At 70.8% G+C, this 22,198-nt stretch carries 20 protein-coding genes; 17 read left to right on the forward strand and 3 right to left on the reverse strand.

What is annotated here, in order from left to right; genetic code table 11:
* Positions 1-5 precede the first annotated feature (5 nt).
* From HNR14_RS17755 to HNR14_RS17835, 17 genes are all read left to right on the forward strand, one after another.
* Positions 6-1,019: an AAA family ATPase gene (locus HNR14_RS17755; protein WP_179702052.1), complete on the forward strand. Its 1,014-nt coding sequence runs from the start codon at positions 6-8 to the stop codon at positions 1,017-1,019.
* Positions 1,016-2,380: a DUF58 domain-containing protein gene (locus HNR14_RS17760; protein WP_343064529.1), complete on the forward strand. Its 1,365-nt coding sequence runs from the start codon at positions 1,016-1,018 to the stop codon at positions 2,378-2,380. The genes HNR14_RS17755 and HNR14_RS17760 overlap by 4 nt, the downstream gene beginning before the upstream one ends.
* Complete coding sequence (locus HNR14_RS17765) at positions 2,377-2,895, forward strand: hypothetical protein (RefSeq protein ID WP_179702053.1); 519 nt, start codon at positions 2,377-2,379, stop codon at positions 2,893-2,895. Before HNR14_RS17760 ends, HNR14_RS17765 begins: the two co-directional genes overlap by 4 nt.
* Before the next feature lie 162 nt (positions 2,896-3,057).
* Positions 3,058-6,012 carry an excinuclease ABC subunit UvrA gene (gene uvrA / locus HNR14_RS17770; protein ID WP_425485037.1) on the forward strand — a complete coding sequence of 985 codons (2,955 nt, stop codon included), beginning with the start codon at positions 3,058-3,060 and terminating at the stop codon, positions 6,010-6,012.
* A gap of 9 nt (positions 6,013-6,021) precedes the next feature.
* Positions 6,022-8,055: an excinuclease ABC subunit UvrC gene (gene uvrC, locus HNR14_RS17775; protein WP_179702054.1), complete on the forward strand. Its 2,034-nt coding sequence runs from the start codon at positions 6,022-6,024 to the stop codon at positions 8,053-8,055.
* An 83-nt stretch (positions 8,056-8,138) separates the two neighbouring features.
* Positions 8,139-8,819, forward strand: coding sequence for a DedA family protein (locus tag HNR14_RS17780; protein WP_179702055.1), 681 nt, complete (start codon positions 8,139-8,141; stop codon positions 8,817-8,819).
* Positions 8,816-10,057 carry a sensor histidine kinase gene (locus tag HNR14_RS17785; RefSeq protein ID WP_246311594.1) on the forward strand — a complete coding sequence of 414 codons (1,242 nt, stop codon included), beginning with the start codon at positions 8,816-8,818 and terminating at the stop codon, positions 10,055-10,057. Before HNR14_RS17780 ends, HNR14_RS17785 begins: the two co-directional genes overlap by 4 nt.
* A complete protein-coding gene (locus HNR14_RS17790) occupies positions 10,054-10,725 on the forward strand; it encodes a response regulator (protein ID WP_179702056.1) in 672 nt (223 codons plus the stop codon). The genes HNR14_RS17785 and HNR14_RS17790 overlap by 4 nt, the downstream gene beginning before the upstream one ends.
* 146 nt (positions 10,726-10,871) lie before the next feature.
* The gene (locus HNR14_RS17795) at positions 10,872-12,182 is read left to right on the forward strand and encodes an acyltransferase family protein (protein ID WP_179702057.1); all 1,311 of its coding nucleotides are present in this window, start codon (positions 10,872-10,874) and stop codon (positions 12,180-12,182) included.
* A 34-nt stretch (positions 12,183-12,216) separates the two neighbouring features.
* On the forward strand, positions 12,217-13,092 hold the full coding sequence (gene rapZ, locus HNR14_RS17800; protein ID WP_021764721.1) for an RNase adapter RapZ: 876 nt from the start codon (positions 12,217-12,219) through the stop codon (positions 13,090-13,092).
* 58 nt (positions 13,093-13,150) lie between these two features.
* Complete coding sequence (gene whiA / locus HNR14_RS17805) at positions 13,151-14,131, forward strand: DNA-binding protein WhiA (protein WP_179702058.1); 981 nt, start codon at positions 13,151-13,153, stop codon at positions 14,129-14,131.
* Positions 14,132-14,256: 125 nt separating this feature from the next.
* Positions 14,257-14,883: a superoxide dismutase gene (locus HNR14_RS17810; protein ID WP_179702059.1), complete on the forward strand. Its 627-nt coding sequence runs from the start codon at positions 14,257-14,259 to the stop codon at positions 14,881-14,883.
* Between the two features lie 102 nt (positions 14,884-14,985).
* Positions 14,986-15,990: a type I glyceraldehyde-3-phosphate dehydrogenase gene (gene gap / locus HNR14_RS17815; RefSeq protein WP_021764736.1), complete on the forward strand. Its 1,005-nt coding sequence runs from the start codon at positions 14,986-14,988 to the stop codon at positions 15,988-15,990.
* Between the two features lie 15 nt (positions 15,991-16,005).
* On the forward strand, positions 16,006-17,223 hold the full coding sequence (locus HNR14_RS17820) for a phosphoglycerate kinase (protein WP_179702060.1): 1,218 nt from the start codon (positions 16,006-16,008) through the stop codon (positions 17,221-17,223).
* Entirely contained in the window at positions 17,211-18,014 is an 804-nt protein-coding gene (gene tpiA, locus HNR14_RS17825; protein WP_179702061.1) for a triose-phosphate isomerase, read from the forward strand. The genes HNR14_RS17820 and tpiA overlap by 13 nt, the downstream gene beginning before the upstream one ends.
* Positions 18,015-18,104: 90 nt before the next feature.
* Positions 18,105-18,350, forward strand: coding sequence for a preprotein translocase subunit SecG (gene secG / locus HNR14_RS17830; protein WP_021764733.1), 246 nt, complete (start codon positions 18,105-18,107; stop codon positions 18,348-18,350).
* A gap of 26 nt (positions 18,351-18,376) precedes the next feature.
* Positions 18,377-18,742: an RNA polymerase-binding protein RbpA gene (locus HNR14_RS17835; protein ID WP_179702062.1), complete on the forward strand. Its 366-nt coding sequence runs from the start codon at positions 18,377-18,379 to the stop codon at positions 18,740-18,742.
* 158 nt (positions 18,743-18,900) lie between these two features.
* Here the strand turns inward: HNR14_RS17835 and pgl are convergent, their stop codons facing one another.
* The 3 genes from pgl to zwf are packed head-to-tail and all read right to left on the reverse strand — an operon-like array spanning position 18,901 to position 22,168.
* Positions 18,901-19,671, reverse strand: a complete 771-nt coding sequence (pgl, locus tag HNR14_RS17840; RefSeq protein WP_021764731.1) for a 6-phosphogluconolactonase — start codon at positions 19,669-19,671, stop codon at positions 18,901-18,903.
* Positions 19,668-20,630, reverse strand: a complete 963-nt coding sequence (locus HNR14_RS17845) for a glucose-6-phosphate dehydrogenase assembly protein OpcA (protein ID WP_021764730.1) — start codon at positions 20,628-20,630, stop codon at positions 19,668-19,670. Before HNR14_RS17845 ends, pgl begins: the two co-directional genes overlap by 4 nt.
* On the reverse strand, positions 20,627-22,168 hold the full coding sequence (zwf, locus tag HNR14_RS17850; RefSeq protein ID WP_021764729.1) for a glucose-6-phosphate dehydrogenase: 1,542 nt from the start codon (positions 22,166-22,168) through the stop codon (positions 20,627-20,629). Before zwf ends, HNR14_RS17845 begins: the two co-directional genes overlap by 4 nt.
* Between the last annotated feature and the right edge of the window lie 30 nt (positions 22,169-22,198).

The raw sequence follows: 22,198 nt of genomic DNA on the forward strand, positions 1-22,198 counted from the left end.
GCACCATGACCACCACCCCCGCCGCACGTCCGGTCGCACTGCCCGTCGCGGACGTGGCCCGGCTCGGCGCCGCCGTCCTCGAGCGCGTCGAATCCGTCGTGGTCGGGATGCGCGAGCCGCTCACCCTGGCGCTGGCGACGATTCTCGCGGGCGGGCACGTCTTGTTCGAGGATGTCCCGGGGCTCGGCAAGACCCTCGCCGCCCGATCGATCGCGTCGGCCGTCGGGCTGGATTTCCGCCGTCTGCAGTGCACGCCCGACCTTCTTCCGTCCGACATCACCGGCTCGTTCGTGTACCTGCCCCAGTCGGCCGAGTTCGAGTTCCGGCCCGGTCCGGTGTTCACCGGGCTGTTCCTCGCGGACGAGATCAACCGCACGTCGCCCAAGACGCAGTCGGCTCTCCTGGAGGCGATGGCGGAGGGCCAGGTCTCGGTGGAGGGGAGCAGCTTCGCGCTGCCGCGTCCGTTCCACGTCGTCGCGACCGCCAACCCGATCGAGTCGGAGGGCACGTACGCCCTGCCGGAGGCGCAGCTCGACCGCTTCATGGTGCGGTTGAGCGTCGGCTATCCCGACCAGGCGGGGGAGCAGCAGGTGCTCCTCGCCCGCGTCGCGCGTCGCCACGAGGTCGCGACGGTGGAGCCGGCGACCGATGCGGACACCCTGCTCGCCATGCAGGCCGGGGTGGAGCAGGTGGACGTCGATCCCGACATCGTCGCCTACTGCGTCGCCCTCGCCGCGGCGACGCGGCGCCACCGCTCGGTGGAGGTCGGCGCCTCTCCGCGCGGATCGCAGGGGCTCCTGCTCGTCGCACGCGCCCTCGCGGTGCTCGCGGGCCGGGACTTCGTGCTGCCGGACGACGTCAAGCGCGTCGCCGTCGCGGTGCTCGCGCACCGGCTGACGCTGACCGTCGCGGCGTGGACGAGCGGCGTCAGCCCGCAGGACGTGATCGCGGAGGTCGTCGGCGCAGTGCCCGGCCCGCCCGCGGTCGGTGCGCGCGAGCGGGAGGCGGCGCAGGGGTGACGACGCCACGAGCGCAGAGCGACACGGCGCAGGCGGCGGAGGCGGCGGCCGCGCGCGGGAGGTGGATGCGGAGCCCCGCACAGGCCGGCGCGGCGCTGGTCGCCCTGGTCTGCCTGGCGGCCGCGTTCCTGTTCGGCCGGGTCGAGTTGGTGCTGATCGCGGCGCCGCTCCTCCTCGCCGCCCTCATCGACCGAGCACGGCGACCGGAAGAGGGAGCCGCGGTGCAGCTCACGGCCACGGTCGCCAGCCCGGCCGGCGAGGGACGCCCGTCGACGGTTCCCGTGATCCTCACCGCTGCGCCCGCATCCATCTCGCAGCCGGATGCCGTGCACCTCCGTCTCGCCACCGCCGACCGCGCACCGGTCGACGTCGTGCTCGCGCCGCGGAGCGCAGCGCGCCTCCGGCTCGAGATCGAGGTCCGCCACTCCGGTCCGCAGCGCGTGCTGACCGCGGAAGCGCGCGCGATCGGCGCCGACGCCTCCTGGGCGGGCGACCCCGCCGACTCCCGTCCCGCATCCATCGAACGCGTCGTCCGCCCGGTGGCGGTGCCGATCCGCAGCCTTCCGCTGCCCGCGCGGTTGCTCGGGCTCACAGGGCAACACGTGTCGGCGCGGCCGGGAGACGGCGGCGAGTTCCGGGATGTGGACCGGTACCGCGCGGGCGACCGGCTGCGCCGGATCGACTGGAAGGCGACGGCCCGGCGCGCGCAGCGTCCGGGCGAGCTCTACGTCCGGCGGACGACCGCGACGTCGGACGCGGCCGTCCATCTCGTCCTCGACGCGCGCGACGACCTCCCCGGCGAGGTGGCCGACTGGGCTGCGTCGTACCCGCGCCCCGGTCTGCGCTCCCTCGACATCGCCAGGGAGGCTGCCGTCTCGCTCGCCGCGGCCTACGCGGGCATGGCGGACCGCGTCGGCTTCGACGACCTCGCGGACGCCGCGCGGGCGCTCCCGCCGCGCGCAGGCGCACGCCATCGTCAGGCCGTGCAGCGGGCGATCGAGACGACGGCGGCGCGGGGCTCCGTCACCGACCGGATCCGGATCCCGCGCCTCGCGCCCGGCGCGCTCGTGTACGTGCTGTCGACCTTCCTCGACGACCAGCCCGTGCGCCTCGCGCTCGCGTGGCGGGCGGCCGGGCATCGCGTGATCGCCGTGGACGTGCTCCCCGCACTGACGACGGAGGAGCTGCCCGCACGGGAGCGCATCGCTCTCCGCCTCGTGCTCGCCGAGCGCGAGGTCCGGTTCGAGCGGCTGCGGGCGTCCGGTGCCGAGCGCCTGGTGTGGGCGTCGAGCGAGCGGGACGTGCAGCTGCGCCGGCTCTCGGCTCCGCAGCGGCGGGCGACCTCGGGCCGTCCCGCATGAGCGCCGTGGGCGGCGCCCCCGGGCTGCCCGGAACCGTCCCGGGCTGGGCGCTGCGCGTCGCGTTCGCGATCGTGGCGGTCGCCCTGGCCCTGACAGCCGCGCCGAGCGGGCCCTGGCCGCTGCTGTGCGTCGCCCTCGCGGCCGTCTCGGTCGCGGTCCCGCGCTGGCGCTCCGCGTGGGTGCTCATCGCGGTCCTCGCGTTCTCCGCGCTGCTGGAACCGTCGGCCGGTGTCTCCATCCGCGTGCTCGCCCTGATCGCGGGCGCCCACGCTCTGCACGTCCTCGCCGCCTGGATGCTGGCGGTCCCGGCCCGAGCGCGGCTGCAACCGGTCGTGCTGCTGCCCGGCCTGCGCCGGTTCGTCCTGATCCAGGTGCCCGTGCAGGCGGCGGCGGTCGTGGTGCTGTCGCTGCGTCAGCCCGCGCCCGGCGGGTGGCCGGCGATCGTCGCCGGGATCGCGGTCCTCGCCCTGGGTGCACTGCTCGGGATGCTGCTCCTGCGGCGCCCCGAGCGCTGATCCGGGGCACCCCCCGTCGACGATGTCGGTGGTCGAGCCTAGACTCGCGCGTGCGGACCGACGTCCGTCGCGCGCGCGATAGAATCGAACACAGCTTCGAATGCGCGGGTGCGCGTGCGCGGACGGCGAACACCGTCCGTCGCGAGAGGGATGTAGCGGAGAATGGGACGAGTGAGTATTCAGGCGCAGGGCAATCAGGGGCAGAACCTCCAGGGTCAGGCGACCCACGTGCAGGGGAGCATCGCCAGGGTGACGGGTTCGCAGTTGAGCGTTCGCGGCGCCCGCGTGCACAACCTGCACGACGTCGACCTCGACATCCCGCGCGACTCGCTGGTCGTCTTCACCGGCCTCTCCGGCTCGGGCAAGTCGTCGCTCGCGTTCGACACGATCTTCGCCGAGGGTCAGCGCCGGTACGTGGAGTCGCTCTCGGCCTACGCGCGTCAGTTCCTCGGGCAGGTCGACCGGCCCGACGTCGACTTCATCGAGGGCCTGAGCCCGGCCGTCTCGATCGATCAGAAGTCGACCAACCGCAACCCGCGGTCGACGGTCGGCACGATCACCGAGATCTACGACTACATGCGCCTCCTCTGGGCGCGCATCGGCGTCCCGCACTGCCCGGTCTGCGGCGAGAAGATTCAGCGCCAGACGGTCCAGCAGATCGCCGACCAGCTGATGGAGCTCGAGGCGGGCACGCGATACATGGTCGTCAGCCCGGTGGTCTCGCAGAAGAAGGGCGAGTTCGTCGACCTCTTCAAGGAGCTCGCCGCGAGCGGCTATTCGCGCGCCCTCGTCGACGGCGAGATGATCCAGCTCGCCGAGCCGCCGACGCTCAAGAAGCAGTACAAGCACGACATCTCGGTGATCGTCGACCGTCTGGTCGCCGGGCCCGACATCCTGACCCGGCTCACGGACTCCCTCGAGACCGCGCTCCGGCTGACCGACGGCCTCGTTCAGGTCAACTTCGTCGACCGCGAGGGCACGGAGGCCTGGCAGTCGTTCAGCGAGAAGCTCTCGTGCCCGAACGGCCACCCGATCCAGCTCACCGAGATCGAACCCCGCACCTTCTCGTTCAACGCGCCGTTCGGCGCCTGCCCCGAGTGCTCCGGCCTCGGCACGCGGATGTCGGTCGACGACGACCTGCTGCTCGGCGACGACACGCAGAGCATCGCCGAGGGCGTCATCGTGCCGTGGACCACCCAGGGCAAGGGGCTCTTCAACTATTACGAGAAGCTGCTCGCCGGTCTCGCCCGCGACCTGAAGTTCTCGCTGAACACCCCGTGGAAGAAGCTGCCCGAGAACGTGCGGGACGCCGTGCTCCACGGCGACAACTTCGAGGTCAAGGTCCGCTGGAAGAACCGCTACGGCCGCGAGATGTCCTACACCTCCGGCTTCGAGGGCGTGGTGCCCTACATCGAGCGCCAGTACCTCCAGGCCGAGACCGACACGCAGCGCGCCCGCTGGGCCGAGTACCTCCGCGAGGTGCCGTGCCCGGTCTGCAAGGGCAAGCGCCTCAAGCCCGAGGTGCTAGCCGTGCTCGTGCACGGTGCGAGCATCGCGGACGCGTCGCAGCTCAGCCTGAGCGACGCGCGCTCCTTCATGGAGAAGCTGCACCTCACCGAGCGCGAGCAGAAGATCGGCGCGCAGGTGCTGCGCGAGATCAAGATCCGCCTCGACTTCCTCATCCAGGTCGGCCTGAGCTACCTGGACCTCTCCCGCGCGGCGGCGTCCCTCTCGGGCGGCGAGGCGCAGCGCATCCGCCTGGCGACCCAGATCGGCTCCGGCCTGACGGGCGTGCTCTACGTGCTCGACGAGCCGAGCATCGGCCTGCACCAGCGGGACAACCGCCGTCTGATCGACACGCTGGTCGCCCTCCGCGACCTCGGGAACACGCTGATCGTGGTCGAGCACGACGAGGACACCATCCGCACGGCGGACTGGGTCGTCGACATCGGTCCGGGCGCGGGCGTCAACGGCGGTCACGTCGTCCACTCCGGCTCGTACGACGATCTCTTGGCGAACACCGAGTCGCTCACCGGCGACTACCTCGCCGGCCGCCGCGAGATCCCGATCCCGGCGAAGCGCCGCAAGATCGACAAGAAGCGCGTGCTCCGTGTCGTCGACGCCGAGGCCAACAACCTCAAGAAGGTGACGGTCGACTTCCCGCTCGGCGCGTTCGTCGCGGTGACGGGTGTCTCCGGGTCCGGCAAGTCGTCGCTCGTCAACGACATCCTGTACCGCGTGCTCGCCAACAAGCTCAACGGCGCCCGCAAGCTGCCGGGCAAGCACCGTACGGTCACCGGTCTCGACAACCTCGACAAGGTCGTGCATGTCGACCAGGCGCCGATCGGCCGCACGCCGCGCTCGAACCCGGCGACCTACACCGGCGTCTTCGACCGCATCCGGAACCTCTTCGCCGAGACCACCGAGGCGAAGATGCGCGGGTACCTGCCCGGCCGCTTCAGCTTCAACGTCAAGGGCGGCCGCTGCGAGGCCTGCTCGGGAGACGGCACGATCAAGATCGAGATGAACTTCCTGCCCGACGTCTACGTCGCGTGCGAGGTGTGCGGGGGAGCGCGGTACAACCGCGACACCCTGTCCGTGCACTACAAGGGCAAGAACATCGCCGAGGTGCTCGACATGCCGATCAGCGAGGCGGCGGTGTTCTTCGAGCCGATCTCGGCCATCCACCGCTTCCTCAAGACCCTCGTCGACGTCGGCCTTGGCTACGTGCGGCTCGGTCAGAGCGCGACGACCCTGTCGGGCGGCGAGGCGCAGCGCGTCAAGCTCGCCACCGAGCTGCAGCGCCGCTCCAACGGGCGCAGCGTGTACGTGCTCGACGAGCCGACCACCGGTCTGCACTTCGAGGACGTCCGCAAGCTCCTCCTGGTGCTGAACGGCCTGCTCGACAAGGGCAACACGGTGATCGTGATCGAGCACAACCTCGACGTGATCAAGTCGGCGGACTGGCTGATCGACATGGGACCGGAAGGCGGCGCGGGCGGCGGCGAGGTCATCGCGACCGGCACCCCCGAGCAGGTCGCGGAGGCCCCGGGCAGCCACACGGGCTACTTCCTCAAGGAGATCCTGCAGGGCGAGAGCGCCCAGGGCGCCGCGTAAGGCGCGCGCGTGGCCGACACCGTCAGCTACCGGCCGAAGGCCGGCGAGATCCCGACGCAACCGGGCGTCTACCGCTTCCGCGACATGAACCGTCGCGTGCTCTACGTGGGTAAGGCGAAGAACCTGCGTGCACGGCTGAGCAACTACTTCCAGCCGCTCCGGAGCCTCCACGAGCGCACGCGCCGCATGGTGACGACCGCCGCCTCGGTCGAGTGGACCGTGGTGGCGAGCGAGTTCGAGGCTCTCCAGCTCGAATACACCTGGATCAAGGAGTTCAACCCGCCGTTCAACGTGCAGTTCCGGGACGACAAGTCGTACCCGTACCTCGCGGTGACCCTCGGCGACCGCATCCCTCGGGTCATGGTCACGCGTAACCGCGGCGTGAAGGATGCGCGTTACTTCGGCCCGTACACGAAGGTCTGGGCGATCCGCGACACGGTCGACCTGATGCTCAAGGCGTTCCCGATGCGCAGCTGCTCCGACGGCGTGTACCGGAGGGCGGAGCTGACGGGCCGTCCCTGCCTCCTGGGCGACATCGGCAAGTGCGCGGCCCCGTGCGTCGGACGGATCTCGCCAGAGGACCACCGCGGCCTCGCGGAGGACTTCGTCTCCTTCATGGCCGGCAACGACACCAAGTACATCCGCGAGCTGACGGACCAGATGAAGACCGCCGCCAGCACGATGGACTACGAGGCGGCGGCGCGTCACCGCGACGCCATCCAGGCGCTCGAGTCCGCGATGGGCAAGAGCGCCGTCGTGCTGCACGACAACGTCGATCTCGACGCGTTCGGCATCGCCCACGACGAGCTCGCGGCCGCGGTGCAGCAGTTCATCGTGCGCGGCGGCCGCATCCGAGGTGTGCGCAGCTGGGTGGTCGACAAGGAACTCGACATGGACCTCGGGGAGCTCGTCGAGACCGTGCTGCAGAACGCGTACGAGGGCGCAGACGTCCCGCCGCGCGAGATCCTCGTGCCCGAGCTGCCGGACGACGCCACCGAGCTCGAGCAGTGGCTCACGGCCCGTCGGCACGAGACCAGCGGCGGCAGCGTCAGCGACCCGACCGCCACCCGTGGCCGCCTCAGCGGCCGGGTGGAGCTTCGCACCGCGCAGCGCGGCGAGAAGGCGGCGCTCGCGCAGACGGCGGAGATGAACGCGAAGAACGCGCTCGTCCTCTACAAGACCCGCCGCAGCGCCGACTTCGTGTCGCGCTCGAAGGCCCTCGCGGATATCCAGGAGGCCCTCGGGATGGATGAGGCGCCCCTGCGGATGGAGTGCTACGACGTGTCGCACCTGAGCGGCACGAACATCGTCGCGTCGATGGTGGTCTTCGAAGACGGCCTGCCGCGCAAGGACCAGTACCGCCGCTTCAGCATCCCCGAGTCGACGGACGACACGGAGTCGATCTACCAGGTGATCACCCGCCGGCTCGCCTATCTGCGCGAGGACCCGAGCGGCGAGGTCCCGGCGGGCGAGGTCCCGGTTGCCGACGCCCCGGCTGCCGAGCCCGACGCGCCCGCCACCCCGCCGACGGACGACGGCGGCGACGACCCCACGATCGACGTGGACGCCGAGCTGGCGGAGGCCGCGGAGAAGCGCCGCCGCAAGTTCTCCTATCCGCCGAACCTGCTGCTCGTCGACGGCGGCCAGCCGCAGGTGGCGGCGGCGCAGCGCGCCCTGGAGGAGTCCGGGGTGCAGGGCATCCAGCTCGCCGGCATCGCCAAGCGACTCGAGGAGATCTGGCTGCCCGACTCGGACTTCCCGGTCATCCTTCCTCGCAACAGCGACGCCCTGTTCCTCATCCAGCGTCTCCGCGACGAGGCCCACCGGTTCGCGATCACGTACCAGCGTGCGCGCCGCAAGCGCGACATCGGGACGGTGCTGGGGGAGATCCCCGGCCTGGGGCCCTCGCGCGTCAAGGAGCTGCTGAAGCACTTCGGATCGGTGGCGCAGCTCAAGCAGGCGACCCCGGAGCAGATCGCCGAGGTGCGCGGGGTGGGCCCGACGCTCGCCACCGCGATCCACGATCGGCTCAACGCCGGCTGAGCACGGATCTCCCTCCCCGGTAGGGGGCGGAAGGTACCACCGGGTGACGCGGGGACGCACCGTGCGTCCGTAGCGTCGCCGGTATGGATGCCGTGAACGAATTCATCGCCCAGGCGGCCGCGTCCCCGTGGGTGTACCTGGTCGTGTTCGCCGTCGTGCTGGTGGACGCCTTCTTCCCTCCGGTCCCGAGCGAGTCCGTGGTCATCGCCGCGGCGGCTGCGGCGGTCGCCGTCGGGACCCCGAACCTTGCGCTGGTGATCGCGTGCGCCGCGGCAGGAGCGATCGCCGGCGACAACCTGACGTACGCCATCGGGAGGCGCGTGCCGCTGGAGCGCATCCGGCTGCTCCGCGGTCCGAGGATGAGCGCCGCCCTGGCACGGGCGCGGAGCGGGATCCACAAGCGGACCGGCGTCCTCGTGCTCTCGGCGCGCTACGTCCCGGTGGGCCGGGTCGCGGTCAATCTGATGGCTGGAGCCTCCGGCGTCGCCCCGCGGCGGTTCCTGCTGTTGTCGTCCGTGGCCGGCGCCTCGTGGGCGGTGTACTCGGTTACTGTGGGGGTGATCGCGGCGCAGTGGCTGGGCGGCAACGCCCTGCTGGCCATGATCGTGGGCATCGTGCTCGGCGTCTCCACAGGTGTCGTCATCGACGCGGTCCTCCGCCGAGCCGCCCGGCGACGCGAGCGGAGGGATGCGGATTCGCTTCCCGAGCCGGCGGTCCTGGCCGCCGCACCGTCCGTATCGTACGCAGAGGAGGTCGTCCGTTGACCACCACATCGACCCCCGCCGCACCGTCGACCGGTGCGCTGCACCTCGACCGTGCGCGGGTGCTCCTCTGGGGTGCAACGACGACCGCCGCCGTCGCGATCCTCGTCGTCTCGTCGGTGCTGTCCGCCACGCTCTACGGCGTGCCCGTGATCATCGCCCTGCTGGTCTCGCTCGTGCTGGGCGGTGCGATCCCCGTCGCCGTCGTGCGCCCTGCCGCCGCCCTGGCGCTCTCCGCCGCCGCGGTGATCCTGCTCGCCCTGCTCGGCTCGCCGGAGACGGGCAGCCCGTGGCCGGTCGCTGTGCCGTCCACCATCGCCTTCGCGGCGACGCTGGCCATCGCGGTGGCGCAGTCCGCGTGGCGGACCGCCGTGCCCGTGTGGGCCGTCGCCGTGGCTGCGGTCACGATCGTCGGCTCGACGGGCCTGCGCCCGCCGGCCACGGCCGGTGCGGTCACGGCCGACCTCGTCGTGTTCGCCGCGGTGACCGCGACGGCCCTGCTCGGCGGCCTCCTCGTGTCCCGCTGGCAGGACGTGCGCCGTCAGTTGCTGCGGGAGCAGCGCATCTCCGCCTCCGAGCAGGCGCTGCGGGAGGTCGCCGAGGAGCGCACCCGGATCGCCCGGGAGCTCCACGACGTGGTCGCGCACGGCATGTCGGCCATCCAGGTGCAGGCGTCGAGTGCGCGGTACCGCCTGCCGGACCTGTCGGACGAGGCGGCGGCCGAGTTCGACGAGCTGGCGGCGACGGCGCGCAGTGCGATGGGGGAGATGCGGATGCTGCTGGGCGTGCTCCGCAGCGAGGACGTCGCCGTCGAGACCGCTCCCCAGCCCGGTGTGGCGGACGTGCGTGCCCTCGTGACGGGAGCCGGCCGCCGCGGGACCGTCCGTCTCGACGACCGCCTGGATGCGGACGCTGCTGCCCGGCTGGAGCCCGTGGTGTCGCTCGCGGTGTACCGCATCGTGCAGGAGTCGCTGAGCAACATCGCGCGCCACGCCACCGGGGCAGGAGCCGAGGTCGTGATCGAGCGGACGGCGGAGGGTCTCGTGGTCACGGTCGAGAACGAACAGGCCCCGGGGCGGCCGGCGTCGGCTCCCGCGCCCGAGAGCGGCGGCCACGGCATCCGCGGCATGCGCGAGCGCGCCGAGCTACTCGGCGGCTCCCTCGAGGCCGGGCGTCGCGCTGACGGCGGCTACCGGGTGCGCGCGATCCTGCCTGTCGCCGCGCCGGGAGAGGACTCATGACGATCAGTGTGCTCGTCGCCGACGACCAGGCGATGGTGCGGGCGGGGTTCGCCGCGATCCTCGCCGCCCAGGACGGCATCGAGGTGCTCGGCCAGGCGGCGGATGGCGCGGAGGCCGTAGAGCTCGCCCGGCGCCTGCGGCCCGACGTGGTGCTGATGGACGTCCGGATGCCCGTCATGAACGGCATCGAGGCCACCCGGGAGCTCGTGCGGCCCACGCGGGGCGACCCGCACCGGCCGCTCGTGCTCGTGCTGACGACCTTCGACGCGGACGAGTACGTCTACGACGCGCTCAGCGCCGGTGCGAGCGGGTTCCTGCTCAAGGACGCGCCTCCCGCCGACCTGGTACAGGCCGTGCGCGTGGTCGCCGCCGGTGACGCCCTGCTGGCGCCGCGGGTCACCAAGCGGCTCCTGGAGCGGTTCGGCTCGCTGCGACCGGCCGGCGGAGCCAAGGCGCAGCGCCTGATCGACTTGACCGAGCGCGAGCGGGAGATCCTGGTGCTGATCGGGCGGGGGTTCTCCAACGCCGAGATCGCCGCCGAGCTCTTCATCGCCGAGCAGACCGTGAAGACGCACGTGAGCCGGGTGTTCGCGAAGCTCGGACTGCGCGACCGCGTGCAGGCGGTCATCCTCGCGTTCGACGCCGGTCTCGTGGAGCCGACTCCCTGAGTCGCGCCCCGGCGTCGCGCCCTGAGTCGAACAGAGCCCCCTACTCCGGTAGGGGGCTCTGTTGGCTCTCGGGGGTGACGCGGCCGCCGGAACCCCGTTGAGACGCTCTGACCGTCGGCCCGCCGGGCCGCACGGAAGGAGCCACGATGTCCCTGTCCCTCGTCAGCAGCCGAGTGCCGCGCACCGCCTCCACGGCGCGACCCGTCACGCGCACGGCCGCCCGGCGCGACCCCGCGGTCGACATCGCCCGCGCCGTCTGCCTGGTGGTCGTCGTGCTGCTGCACGCCCTGATGGTCGGTGTCAGCGTCGGCGCGAGCGGCCCGGTCCTCGAGAACGCGATGGAGGGGTGGCCCGGTTTCGCCGCCCTCAGCTGGGTGGTCCAGGTCATGCCGCTCTTCTTCCTGCTCGGCGGATTCTCCGCACACACCCAATGGGAGCGGATGCGCGAGCGCGGTGCCGGCTACGGCGACCACCTGGCGGGGCGGATGCGCCGCCTGTTCGCACCTGCGGCCGCGGCGCTCGTCGCGGTCGCGGTGCTGCTGAGCGTGCTCTCGCTCGCAGGCGTCCCCGGGTCCCTCGTGGCCGTGGCCGGGTTCCGGATGAGCCAGCCGCTCTGGTTCCTCGGCGTCTACGTGCTCTGCACGGCGGCCGTGCCGCCGCTGGTCGCGCTCCATCGTCGCGCGCCCCTCCTCGGGCTGGTGCTCCCCGCCGCGATCGCGATCGCGATCGACGTCCTCCGTGGATCGACCGGCGTGACGGCGATCGGCTTCGCGAACCTGCTCTTCGTCTGGCTGGCCGTTCAGCAGCTCGGGTTCTGGCTCGCCTCCGGCCGGCTCGACGGTGTCCGGCGCCGGACGCTCGGCGCGGGCGCCGTGGCGGCGGCCGGAGCGCTGGCGCTGCTCTGCTCGACGGGAGTCTGGTCGTTCGACATGCTCGCCAACCTCAACCCGCCGACCACGGCGCTCCTCCTGCTGGCGCTCGTCCAACTCGCGGTCTTCCGCCTGGTCGCGCCTACGTTGCGAGCGGTCGCCGAACTCCCGCTCGTCGAGCGTGCGGTGGGATGGGTCTCCGCCCGCGCCATGACCGTCTACCTCTGGCACATGCCGGTACTGATCGTTCTCGCCGGGGCGCTCCTCGTCTCCGGTGCCGATCTGCCCCGGCCGCTGAGCGGCGCGTGGTGGCTCGCACGCCCCGCCTGGATCGTGGTCGTGCTGATCGCGGTCGCCGGCGTGGTGGCCGTCGCGGGCCGCTTCGAGACCGGTCGCCCGGCGACGCCGTCGACGTCGCCGAGCGCATCTCCGCGTGCGCTCCTCTCCGCCACGGCCGGTGCGGGCGGCGTGCTCCTGGTGCTCCTCGCGGGTACCTCCATCGCCTCCTGGGTGGCCGCGGCCGGCCTGGCGTTCCTGGCGCTGCGGATTCTGCGGAGTTCGGACATGCCGGGCGCCGTCACTCGGTAGGCTGGGCGGACACGCATCGCAAGGAGGAGAACAGGTGGCCACCGACACCGCGCAGCAGGAAGTGCTGATCGTCACGGGCATGTCGGGGGCGGGCCGTTCGACGGTCGCCAACGCGCTCGAAGACCTCGATTGGTACGTGGTCGACAACCTCCCGCCGCAGATGCTGCGGCCCCTGATCGAGCTGGCGAACCGCGCCGAATCCGGCCTTCCGCGCATCGCGGCGGTGGTGGATGTGCGCGGCCGCAACTTCTTCGTCGACCTGCGCGAGATGATCCAGAGCCTTCGCGAGGGCACCAAGGTGCGCGTGCTGTTCCTGGAGGCCGCCGACGCGGTGCTCGTGCGCCGCTTCGAGCAGGTGCGGCGACCGCACCCCCTCCAGGGCAACGGCACGATCCTCGACGGCATCGGCGCCGAGCGCGCGCGACTGCGCGAGATCCGCGAGGCGAGCGACCTGATCGTCGACACCTCCGACCTCAACATCCACCAGCTGGCGATGAACATCACCGAGACGTTCGCCGCCGAAGGGACGGCCGGCGTTCAGGTCACGGTCCTGAGCTTCGGCTTCAAGTACGGCCTGCCGCCGGACGCCGACCTCGTCGCCGACGCGCGGTTCCTCCCGAACCCGTTCTGGATCCCGGACCTGCGCCCGCACACGGGCCTCGACGAGGTCGTCAGCGACTACGTCCTCGCCCAGAACGGCGCGGAAGAATTCATCTCCGCCTACGTCACCGCGCTCCGCCCGATCTTCGAGGGTTACCAGCGTGAGAACAAACGACACGCCACGATCGCGATAGGCTGCACGGGAGGGAAGCACCGGTCCGTCGCGATTGCGGAAGAGCTCGCGGCACGGTTGCGCAATTTCCCGGGTCTCGCGGTGAACACCAAACACCGCGACCTCGGCCGTGAATGACGCCGGTCGACCGCTTCACGGCGCCATCCACGCCGTCGCTCAACAGTTAGGAATCCGATTGGCTCTCACTGCCGACGTCAAGGACGAGCTCACGAAGGTGCAGGTCAGCAAGACGACCGTCCGCGCCGCCGAGCTCGCCACCATCCTCCGCTTCTCCGGGGGGCTGCACCTCATCGGCGGCCGCATCGCGGTCGAGAGCGAGCTCGACACCCCGGAGCTCGCCACGCGCGTGCGGAAGGACCTCGCGGAGCTGTACGGCGTCCGCAGTGAAGGCTCCGTCATCTCGGCGTCCGGCATCCGCCGGAGCCCGCAGTACCTGGTCCGCGTGCTCGACGGCGGCGAGACGCTCGCCCGCCAGACGGGACTGCTCGACGCCCGCCGCCGGCCGATCCGCGGTCTCCCGAACCGTCTCACCACCGGCTCGCGCGACGAGCTCGCGGCCGTCTGGCGCGGGGCGTTCCTCGCGCACGGTTCGCTCACCGACCCGGGACGCTCGGCCGCCCTCGAGGTGACCTGCCCCGGCAACGAGGCCGCGATGGCACTCGTCGGCGCCGCCGGCCGGCTCGGCGTGGCCGCCAAGGCCCGCGAGGTCCGGGGCGTGCACCGCGTCGTCATCCGTGACGGCGAGGCCATCAGCGCCATGCTCGTGCAGATGGGCGCGGCCCAGACCGTCGCCAACTGGGAGGAGCTGCGCCAGCGCCGGGAGGTGCGGGCGACCGCGAACCGCCTGGTGAACTTCGACGACGCGAACCTGCGCCGGTCCGCACAGGCCGCCGTCGCCGCCTGCGCCCGCGTCGAGCGCGCGCTCGAGATCCTCGGCGATGACGTCCCCGAGCACCTCCGCTACGCCGGCGAGCTGCGCCTCTCGCAGCGCGACGCGAGCCTCGACGAGCTCGGTCACCATGCCGACCCGCCCATGACGAAGGACGCCGTCGCCGGCCGCATCCGCCGCCTCCTGGCGATGGCGGACAAGCGCGCCTCCGACCTCGGCATCCCCGGAACCGACGCGAACCTCCCGGCGGACCTCGACGAGGTGTAGGTTCCGTGGCGTACGGCGTAGACCGGGAAGCATCCGGACGCCGCCGGGGTTGCCGTCACTAGACTGGAAAAGTCGCCCGCTCCCGGCGGATCATTCGCGCCGGGACACACCTGAGGAGATGAGTAATGGCTGACTACACGCTCGCAGACCTTCCGTACGACTACTCGGCGCTGGAACCGAACATCAGCGGTCGGATCATGGAGCTGCACCACGACAAGCACCACAAGGCGTACGTCGACGGTGCGAACACCGCCCTCGTCAAGCTGGCCGAGGCCCGCGACGCGGACGACCTGGGCAACGTGAACAAGCTCCAGAAGGACCTCGCGTTCAACCTGGCCGGGCACGTCAACCACACGGTGTTCTGGAACAACCTGTCTCCGGACGGCGGTGACAAGCCGACCGGGGAGCTCGCCTCCGCGATCGACGAGTTCTTCGGCTCCTACGACAAGTTCCGTGCCCACTTCACGGCGTCGGCGCTCGGCATCCAGGGCTCTGGCTGGTCGATCCTCGCCTGGGACTCGCTCGGTCAGAAGCTCATCATCGAGCAGCTCTACGACCACCAGGGCAACCTCGCCGCGGCGACCGTGCCGCTCCTCCTGCTCGACATGTGGGAGCACGCGTTCTACCTCGACTACGTCAACGTCAAGGCCGACTACGTCAAGGCGTTCTGGAACATCACCAACTGGGCCGACGTCCAGGAGCGCTTCGTGAAGGCGCGCGAAAAGACCTCGGGCCTGCTGCTACTGTCTTAATCAGGCGAGGCGTCCCGGGAGGACACCTCCCGGGACGCCGCCGTCCGCTTCACCCACCCACATCAGCGCCGTCGGGCGCCCATCAAGTAACTGGAGACATCTGTGTCCGTAAAGATCGGAATCAACGGGTTCGGTCGCATTGGTCGCAACTACCTGCGCGCGGCCCTCGCGAAGGGCAGCGACCTCGAGATCGTCGCGGTGAACGACCTCACCGACAACAAGACGCTCGCACACCTGCTCAAGTACGACTCGATCACGGGCCGCCTGGACGCCACGGTGGAGCTCGACGGCGACAACATCGTCGTCAACGGCAAGCCCATCAAGGTCCTCGCGGAGCGCGACCCCGCCAACCTCGGCTGGGGCGACCTGGGCGTCGACATCGTCATCGAGTCGACCGGCCGCTTCACCAAGGCCGCCGACGCCAAGAAGCACATCGAGGCCGGCGCTAAGAAGGTCATCATCTCCGCTCCGGCGACCGATGAGGACGCCACGTTCGTCATGGGTGTCAACGAGCACCTGTACGACCCCGCCGCGCACAACATCATCTCCAACGCGTCGTGCACCACGAACTGCCTCGCGCCGCTCGCCAAGGTGTTCAACGACAAGTTCGGCATCGAGCGCGGTCTCATGACCACGGTCCACGCGTACACCGCCGACCAGAACCTCCAGGACGGCCCGCACAGCGACCTCCGCCGCGCCCGCGCCGCCGCCATCAACATCGTCCCGACCTCGACCGGCGCCGCCAAGGCGATCGGCCTGGTCCTCCCGGAGCTCAAGGGCAAGCTCGACGGCTTCGCGCTGCGCGTGCCCGTGCCCACCGGCTCGATCACCGACCTGACCGTCACCGCCTCGCGCCCGGTCACCGTCGACGAGATCAAGGCCGCCTACAAGGAGGCCGCCGAGGGCGAGCTCAAGGGCATCCTCAAGTACACCGAGGACGAGATCGTCTCCAGCGACATCGTCAGCGACCCGCACTCGTCGATCTTCGACGCCGGCCTCCTGCGCGTCCTCGGCGACCAGGTCAAGCTCTCGAGCTGGTACGACAACGAGTGGGGTTACTCCAACCGCCTCGTCGACCTGACCGAGTACGTGGCCGAGCGCCTCTAACCCCAGGGAACCGACGTGACGCTCCGCACCCTTGATTCACTCGGTTCGCTCGCCGGCAAGCGCGTCGTCGTCCGCTGTGATCTGAACGTCCCTCTGAAGGATGGCTCGATCACGGACGACGGCCGTGTGCGAGCGTCGATTCCCACGCTGAACGCCCTGATCAATCAGGGTGCGAAGGTGGTCGTCATCTCCCACCTCGGGCGCCCTGAGGGGGCACCCGATGCGAAGTACAGCCTGGCACCGGTTGCCCAGCGGCTCAGCGAGCTGCTGGGCACACCGGTGACCTTCGCCCAGGACACCGTCGGCGCCGGGGCCGAGGCCGCCGTCGCCGGTCTGAACGACGGCGACGTCGCCCTGCTCGAGAACCTCCGCTTCAACCCGGGGGAGACCAGCAAGGACGAGGGCGAGCGCTCGGCGTTCGCCGCGAAGCTCGCCGCCTTCGGCGACGCGTTCGTCTCCGACGGTTTCGGCGTCGTGCATCGCAAGCAGGCGAGCGTCTACGAGCTCGCCCAGGCGCTTCCGAGCGCCGCCGGCTTCCTCATCGCGACGGAGCTGGACGTGCTCGACCGGCTGACCGAGAACCCCGAGCGACCGTACGCGGTCGTGCTCGGCGGCTCGAAGGTCTCCGACAAGCTCGGCGTGATCGGTCACCTCCTGCCGCGTGTGGACTCGCTCCTCATCGGCGGCGGCATGCTCTTCACCTTCCTCGCGGCCCTCGGCCACAAGGTGGGCTCGAGCCTGCTCGAGGCCGACCAGATCGACACTGTGAAGGGCTACCTCGCCACGGCGAAGGAGCGCGGCGTCGAGATCGTGCTCCCGCGCGACGTGGTCGTCGCCTCGAAGTTCGGCGCCGACGCGGAGCACGTCGTGCGCCCGATCGACGGCATCGAGGACACCGACTGGGGTTCCGCCGGTCTCGGACTCGACATCGGTCCCGAGACGGCCGAGCTGTTCTCGGAGTACGTCCGCGGTGCGCGCACCGTCTTCTGGAACGGCCCCATGGGCGTGTTCGAGCTGGCCCCGTTCGCGGCCGGCACCAAGGCCGTCGCGCAGGCGCTGACCGAGGTCGACGGCCTCGGCGTCGTCGGCGGCGGCGACTCGGCCGCCGCGGTCCGCGCGCTCGGCTTCTCGGATGACCAGTTCGGTCACATTTCTACGGGCGGCGGAGCGAGCCTCGAGTTCCTCGAGGGCAAGCGCCTCCCGGGTCTGGAGGTCCTCGGATGGCAGCAGTGAGCCCCTCGGTGCGGCGCGTCCCGCTCATCGCCGGCAACTGGAAGATGAACCTGGACCACCTCCAGGCCATCGCGGTCGTGCAGAAGCTCGCGTGGACGCTGAAGGATGCGGGTCACGACTTCTCCGCCGTCGAGGCGGCGGTCTTCCCGCCGTTCACCGACCTGCGCAGCGTGCAGACGCTCGTGTCGGCCGACAAGCTCCCGATCGCCTTCGGCGGCCAGGACGTCTCGGAGCATGTCTCCGGCGCCTACACCGGCGAGATCTCGGCGGCGTTCCTCGCCGCGCTCGAGTGCCGCTACGTCATCATCGGCCACTCCGAGCGTCGGACGCTCCACGGTGAGACCGACGAGCAGGTCGCGGCCAAGACGGCCCAGGCGATCGCGCACAACATCGCGCCGATCATCTGCGTCGGCGAGACCGCGGAAGACCTCGAGGTCCACGGCGCCAGCGCCGTGCCGGTCGCGCAGCTCCGTGCCGCGCTCGCGCAGGTCGACTCGGCGGCGGACTTCGTCGTCGCGTACGAGCCCGTGTGGGCCATCGGCTCCGGTCAGGCGGCGACGCCCGAGCAGGCCGAGCAGGTCGCGGCCGCGCTGCGCGCCGTCATCGTCGAGCTCCTCGGCGAGGACGTCGCGGCCAAGACGCGCATCCTCTACGGCGGATCGGTGAAGTCGAGCAACATCGCCGCGTTCATGCGCGAGCCGAACGTCGACGGCGCGCTCGTCGGCGGCGCGAGCCTCGACGTCGCGGAGTTCTCGAGCATCATCCGCTACCAGAAGCACGTCGGCATCTGACGCGTTCCGCGGTTCTCGGCCCGTCCGGATATACTGGTCGTTGGCTTTCCCCGGGCATTCTCCCGGGTGTTGTTACGCGAAAGGTAACTCGTGCAGATTCTCCAGGTCGTCCTGCAGGTGCTGCTGGGCATCACCAGCCTCCTGCTGACCCTGCTCATCCTCTTGCACAAGGGGCGCGGCGGCGGTCTCTCCGACATGTTCGGCGGCGGCGTCACCTCGAACCTCGGCGCCTCGGGCGTGGCTGAGCGCAACCTCAACCGGATCACGGTCGTTCTCGGGATCATTTGGATCACCTGCATCGTCGTGCTCGGGCTGATCACCAAGTTCAGCGCTTAGTCAGCGCTCTTCATCAGAGGAGAACCATGGCTTCCGGAGGAAGTGCAATTCGTGGGTCGCGCGTCGGCGCCGGCCCGATGGGCGAGCAGGACCGCGGTTTCCACGCGGACCGCATTGCCGTCTCGTACTGGGACGCTCTCGGCAACGAGACCGTCCGCTACTTCGCGGCGAACCTGCCCGAAGAGGAGATCCCCGAGACGATCGACTCCCCGTCCAGCGGGCTCCCCGCCGGCCGCGACAAGGAGAACCCGCCGTCGGTCGCCAAGGCCGAGCCGTACAAGACGCACCTCGCCTATGTGAAGGAGCGTCGCTCGGAGGAGGAGGCGGAGCAGCTGCTCGAGGACGCCCTCAACCAGCTCCGCACCCGGCGCGGCAAGCCCACCAGCAACTGACGCAGCGCGTCGCAGAAGGGCCGCTCACGATCTCGTGAGCGGCCCTTCTGCATGCCCGGAAGCGAGCGCCTCGCCACCAGATACGACGAAGCCCCGCCGGTCGTGACCGGCGGGGCTCCGTGGTGTCGCGTCAGTGGTGTCGCGTCAGTGGTGTCGCGTCAGTAGCTCGGCGCGATGAGGTTCTCCGGAACGTCGACGGCGGCATCCTTGTCCACGAAGAACACGGTGCGCTTGCGACCCTTGGCCCCGGCGACCGGGACCTCGGTGTAGCTCGCACCCGCCAGGGCGAGGCCTAGGGCGCTCGCCTTGTCCGTGCCCGACAGGACCAGCCAGATGCGGTCCGATGCGTTGATCACCGGGCGCGTGAGGCTGAGCCGCTCCGGCGGCGGCTTCGGCGACTCGCGCTCGGCGATCACCGTGGCCTCCGTCTCGCGGATGCCCGCACGGTCGGGGAACAGGGACGCGATGTGCCCGTCCGGTCCGACACCGAGGAACATGATGTCGAACCGCGGGAACTCGAGCCCCTCCGACGCGAACGCCTCGAGCTCGGCCGCGTAGACGCGCGCAGCCTCGTCGAGATCGGCGATCTCGTCGGACGCCGGGAACGGGTGGATGTTCTCCGGCGGCACCGCGATGTGGTCGAGCAGGGCCTCGCGGGCCTGGCGCTCGTTCCGGTCGGCGCTGGACTTCTCGACGAACCGCTCGTCGCCCCACCAGAAGTGGACCTTCGACCAGTCGATGGTGTCGCGGGCGGGGGAGGCGTTGACCGCCTCCAGCACCGCGATGCCCATGGTCCCGCCGGTGAGTGCGATGTTCGCCCCGTCGAGGTCGTCGAGGATGTCGATGGTCTTGGTCAGAAACCGTGCGGCCACCGAAGCCGTGAGGGCCTCCTTGTCGGGGTGCACCAGCACCCGCCGTTCATTCGTCATGCGTGCGCGCCCGCTCCTTCGTCAGAGGTCTCGAGCAGTCCGAGACCCTGGGTGATCACCTCGCCGTAGAGGTCGTCCGGGTCCAGCCTACGCAATTCCTCCGCGAGGCAATCGCGGAGGCTGCGGCGCGGCAGGGCCAGATCGTGCGACGGCTGACCGGGCTGGGAGAGACGCGCCACGTTCGGCACCTCGCGCTCCAGCTCGATCGTGCCCGAGGCCCGCTCCATGCGGACGCCGTGGATGCCGCCCGAGCCGACCGCGCGCGAGGCGAGGTCGTACTGCACGGGCACCTGCAGCTGCAGACGCAGCCACGCGGCGAGGAGGAGGGTGCTGGGGGAGTCCGCCGCACCGGCGACCTCCACCGACGTGATCGGCTCGTACGGCGGCTGGTCGAGCACCGCCGCGAGCTGGGCGCGCCACAGGGTGAGGCGCGTCCAGGCGAAGTCGGTGTCGCCCGGCGCGTACGTCTCGGCCAGGTGGTACAGCGCCTCCTGCGGGTTCGGCTGCGCGGACGCGTCCGTGATGCGGCAGGTCGCGATGCGGCCGAGCGGGGAGTGGGACACCTTCGCCGGAGCGATGCCGGGCCACCACACCACGACGGGGGCGTCGGGGAGGAGCAGGCCGGTGACCAGACCCTCCTCGTCGCTCGCCGTCTCGCCGTAGGCGCGCAGCACGATGACCTCGCTCGCGCCGGCGTCGCCGCCCACGCGGATCTGGGCGTCGAGACGTCCTTCGCCGTTGTGGCTGCGCTCCTCCTCGGTCGAGACCACGATGACGCGCATCGGGTGCTCGCGGGAGGCGTCGTTGGCGGCCTCGATGGCCTCCTCCTCCTGGCCGAGGTGGGTGGCGATGATGAGGGTCAGCACGCGGCCGAGGGCGACGGCGCCGCCCTCCTCGCGGATCTTCACCAGCGTCTTGGAGATGTTGCTGACGGTGGTGTCGGGCAGATCGACGATCATGGGCGCCTCCAGACGCGGCCGTCGCGGGCGAGGAGCTCGTCGGCGGACTTCGGGCCCCAGGTGCCGGGGCGGTACTGTTCGGGCTGGCCCTGGGTCTCCCAGAACTGCTCGATCGGGTCGAGGATCTTCCAGGAGAGCTCGACCTCTTCGTGACGGGGGAACAGCGGCGGGTCGCCGAGGAGCACGTCCAGGATGAGCCGCTCGTACGCCTCCGGGCTCGCCTCGGTGAAGGCGTGGCCGTAGCCGAAGTCCATGCTCACGTCGCGCACCTGCATGCCGGCGCCGGGCACCTTGGAGCCGAAGCGGATCGTCACGCCCTCGTCCGGCTGGACGCGGATGACGAGCGCGTTCTGGCCGAGCGCCGAGGTCTGCGACTCCGCGAACAGCTGCTGCGGAGCGCGCTTGAAGACCACGGCGATCTCGGTGACGCGGCGGCCGAGGCGCTTGCCCGCGCGGAGGTAGAACGGCACGCCCGCCCACCGGCGCGTGCCGATGTCGAGCTTGATGGCCGCGTAGGTCTCCGTGGTCGACTCGGGGTTCATCCCGTCCTCGTCCAGGAAGCCGACAACCTTCTCGCCGCCCTGCCAGCCGCTGGAGTACTGCCCGCGGGCCGTCGCCGTGGCGAGGTCCTGGGGCAGCCGCACCGCGGCGAGCACCTTCTCCTTCTCGGCGCGGAGGTCCGCGGCGTCGAACGAGATGGGCTCCTCCATCGCCGTGAGGGCGAGGAGCTGGAGCAGGTGGTTCTGGATGACGTCGCGTGCGGCGCCGATCCCGTCGTAGTAGCCGGCCCGGCCGCCCACGCCGATGTCCTCGGCCATGGTGATCTGCACGTGGTCGACGTAGTTGGCGTTCCAGATCGGCTCGTACAGCTCGTTCGCGAAGCGCAGCGCCAGGATGTTCTGGACCGTCTCCTTGCCGAGGTAGTGGTCGATCCGGAACACCGAGTCGGGCGGGAAGACCGACTCGACGACCGCGTTCAGCTCGCGCGCCGACTGCAGGTCGTGCCCGAACGGCTTCTCGATCACGACGCGGCGCCAGCCGTCGCCGGACTGGTCGGCCAGGCCCGAGCGGCTGAGCTGCTCGGTCACGATCGGGAACGCCTTCGGCGGGATCGAGAGGTAGAACGCGTGGTTGCCCATCGTTCCGCGCTCACGGTCCAGCTCCTCGACGGTCTCCTTCAGGCGCGCGAACGCGTCGTCGTCGTCGAACTCGCCGGGGACGAATCGGATGCCCTGCGCGAGCTGCTTCCAGACGTCCTCATCGAACGGGGTGCGGGCGTACTGCTTGACCGCGTCGTGGACGACCTTCTCGAAGTCCTGGTCCTCCCAGTCGCGCCGGGCGAACCCGACGAGCGAGAACCCGGGCGGCAGGAGGCCGCGGTTGGCGAGGTCGTACACGGCCGGCATCAGCTTCTTGCGGGAGAGGTCTCCCGTCACACCGAAGATGATGAGACTGCTGGGTCCGGCGATGCGGTTGAGGCGTCGATCGGAGGCCAACCGCAACGGGTTGAACTCCGGGGTGATTTCCACCGGGGACATCGATCTCCTTGGTCGGCGCGAGGCGCCGCT

Source organism: Leifsonia naganoensis, from assembly GCF_013410615.1.
Classification (GTDB): Bacteria; Actinomycetota; Actinomycetes; order Actinomycetales; family Microbacteriaceae; genus Leifsonia; species Leifsonia aquatica.

Excerpts from the sequence above, each read along its gene's own strand:
- uvrA (WP_425485037.1), top strand. The coding sequence starts at position 3,058 with ATGGGACGAGTGAGTATTCAGGCGCAGGGCAATCAGGGGCAGAACCTC.
- pgl (WP_021764731.1), bottom strand. The coding sequence starts at position 19,671 with ATGACGAATGAACGGCGGGTGCTGGTGCACCCCGACAAGGAGGCCCTC.
- HNR14_RS17795 (WP_179702057.1), top strand. The coding sequence starts at position 10,872 with ATGTCCCTGTCCCTCGTCAGCAGCCGAGTGCCGCGCACCGCCTCCACG.
- HNR14_RS17810 (WP_179702059.1), top strand. The coding sequence starts at position 14,257 with ATGGCTGACTACACGCTCGCAGACCTTCCGTACGACTACTCGGCGCTG.
- HNR14_RS17835 (WP_179702062.1), top strand. The coding sequence starts at position 18,377 with ATGGCTTCCGGAGGAAGTGCAATTCGTGGGTCGCGCGTCGGCGCCGGC.
- HNR14_RS17790 (WP_179702056.1), top strand. The coding sequence starts at position 10,054 with ATGACGATCAGTGTGCTCGTCGCCGACGACCAGGCGATGGTGCGGGCG.
- HNR14_RS17845 (WP_021764730.1), bottom strand. The coding sequence starts at position 20,630 with ATGATCGTCGATCTGCCCGACACCACCGTCAGCAACATCTCCAAGACG.
- zwf (WP_021764729.1), bottom strand. The coding sequence starts at position 22,168 with ATGTCCCCGGTGGAAATCACCCCGGAGTTCAACCCGTTGCGGTTGGCC.
- HNR14_RS17755 (WP_179702052.1), top strand. The coding sequence starts at position 6 with ATGACCACCACCCCCGCCGCACGTCCGGTCGCACTGCCCGTCGCGGAC.
- HNR14_RS17765 (WP_179702053.1), top strand. The coding sequence starts at position 2,377 with ATGAGCGCCGTGGGCGGCGCCCCCGGGCTGCCCGGAACCGTCCCGGGC.
- tpiA (WP_179702061.1), top strand. The coding sequence starts at position 17,211 with ATGGCAGCAGTGAGCCCCTCGGTGCGGCGCGTCCCGCTCATCGCCGGC.
- HNR14_RS17780 (WP_179702055.1), top strand. The coding sequence starts at position 8,139 with ATGGATGCCGTGAACGAATTCATCGCCCAGGCGGCCGCGTCCCCGTGG.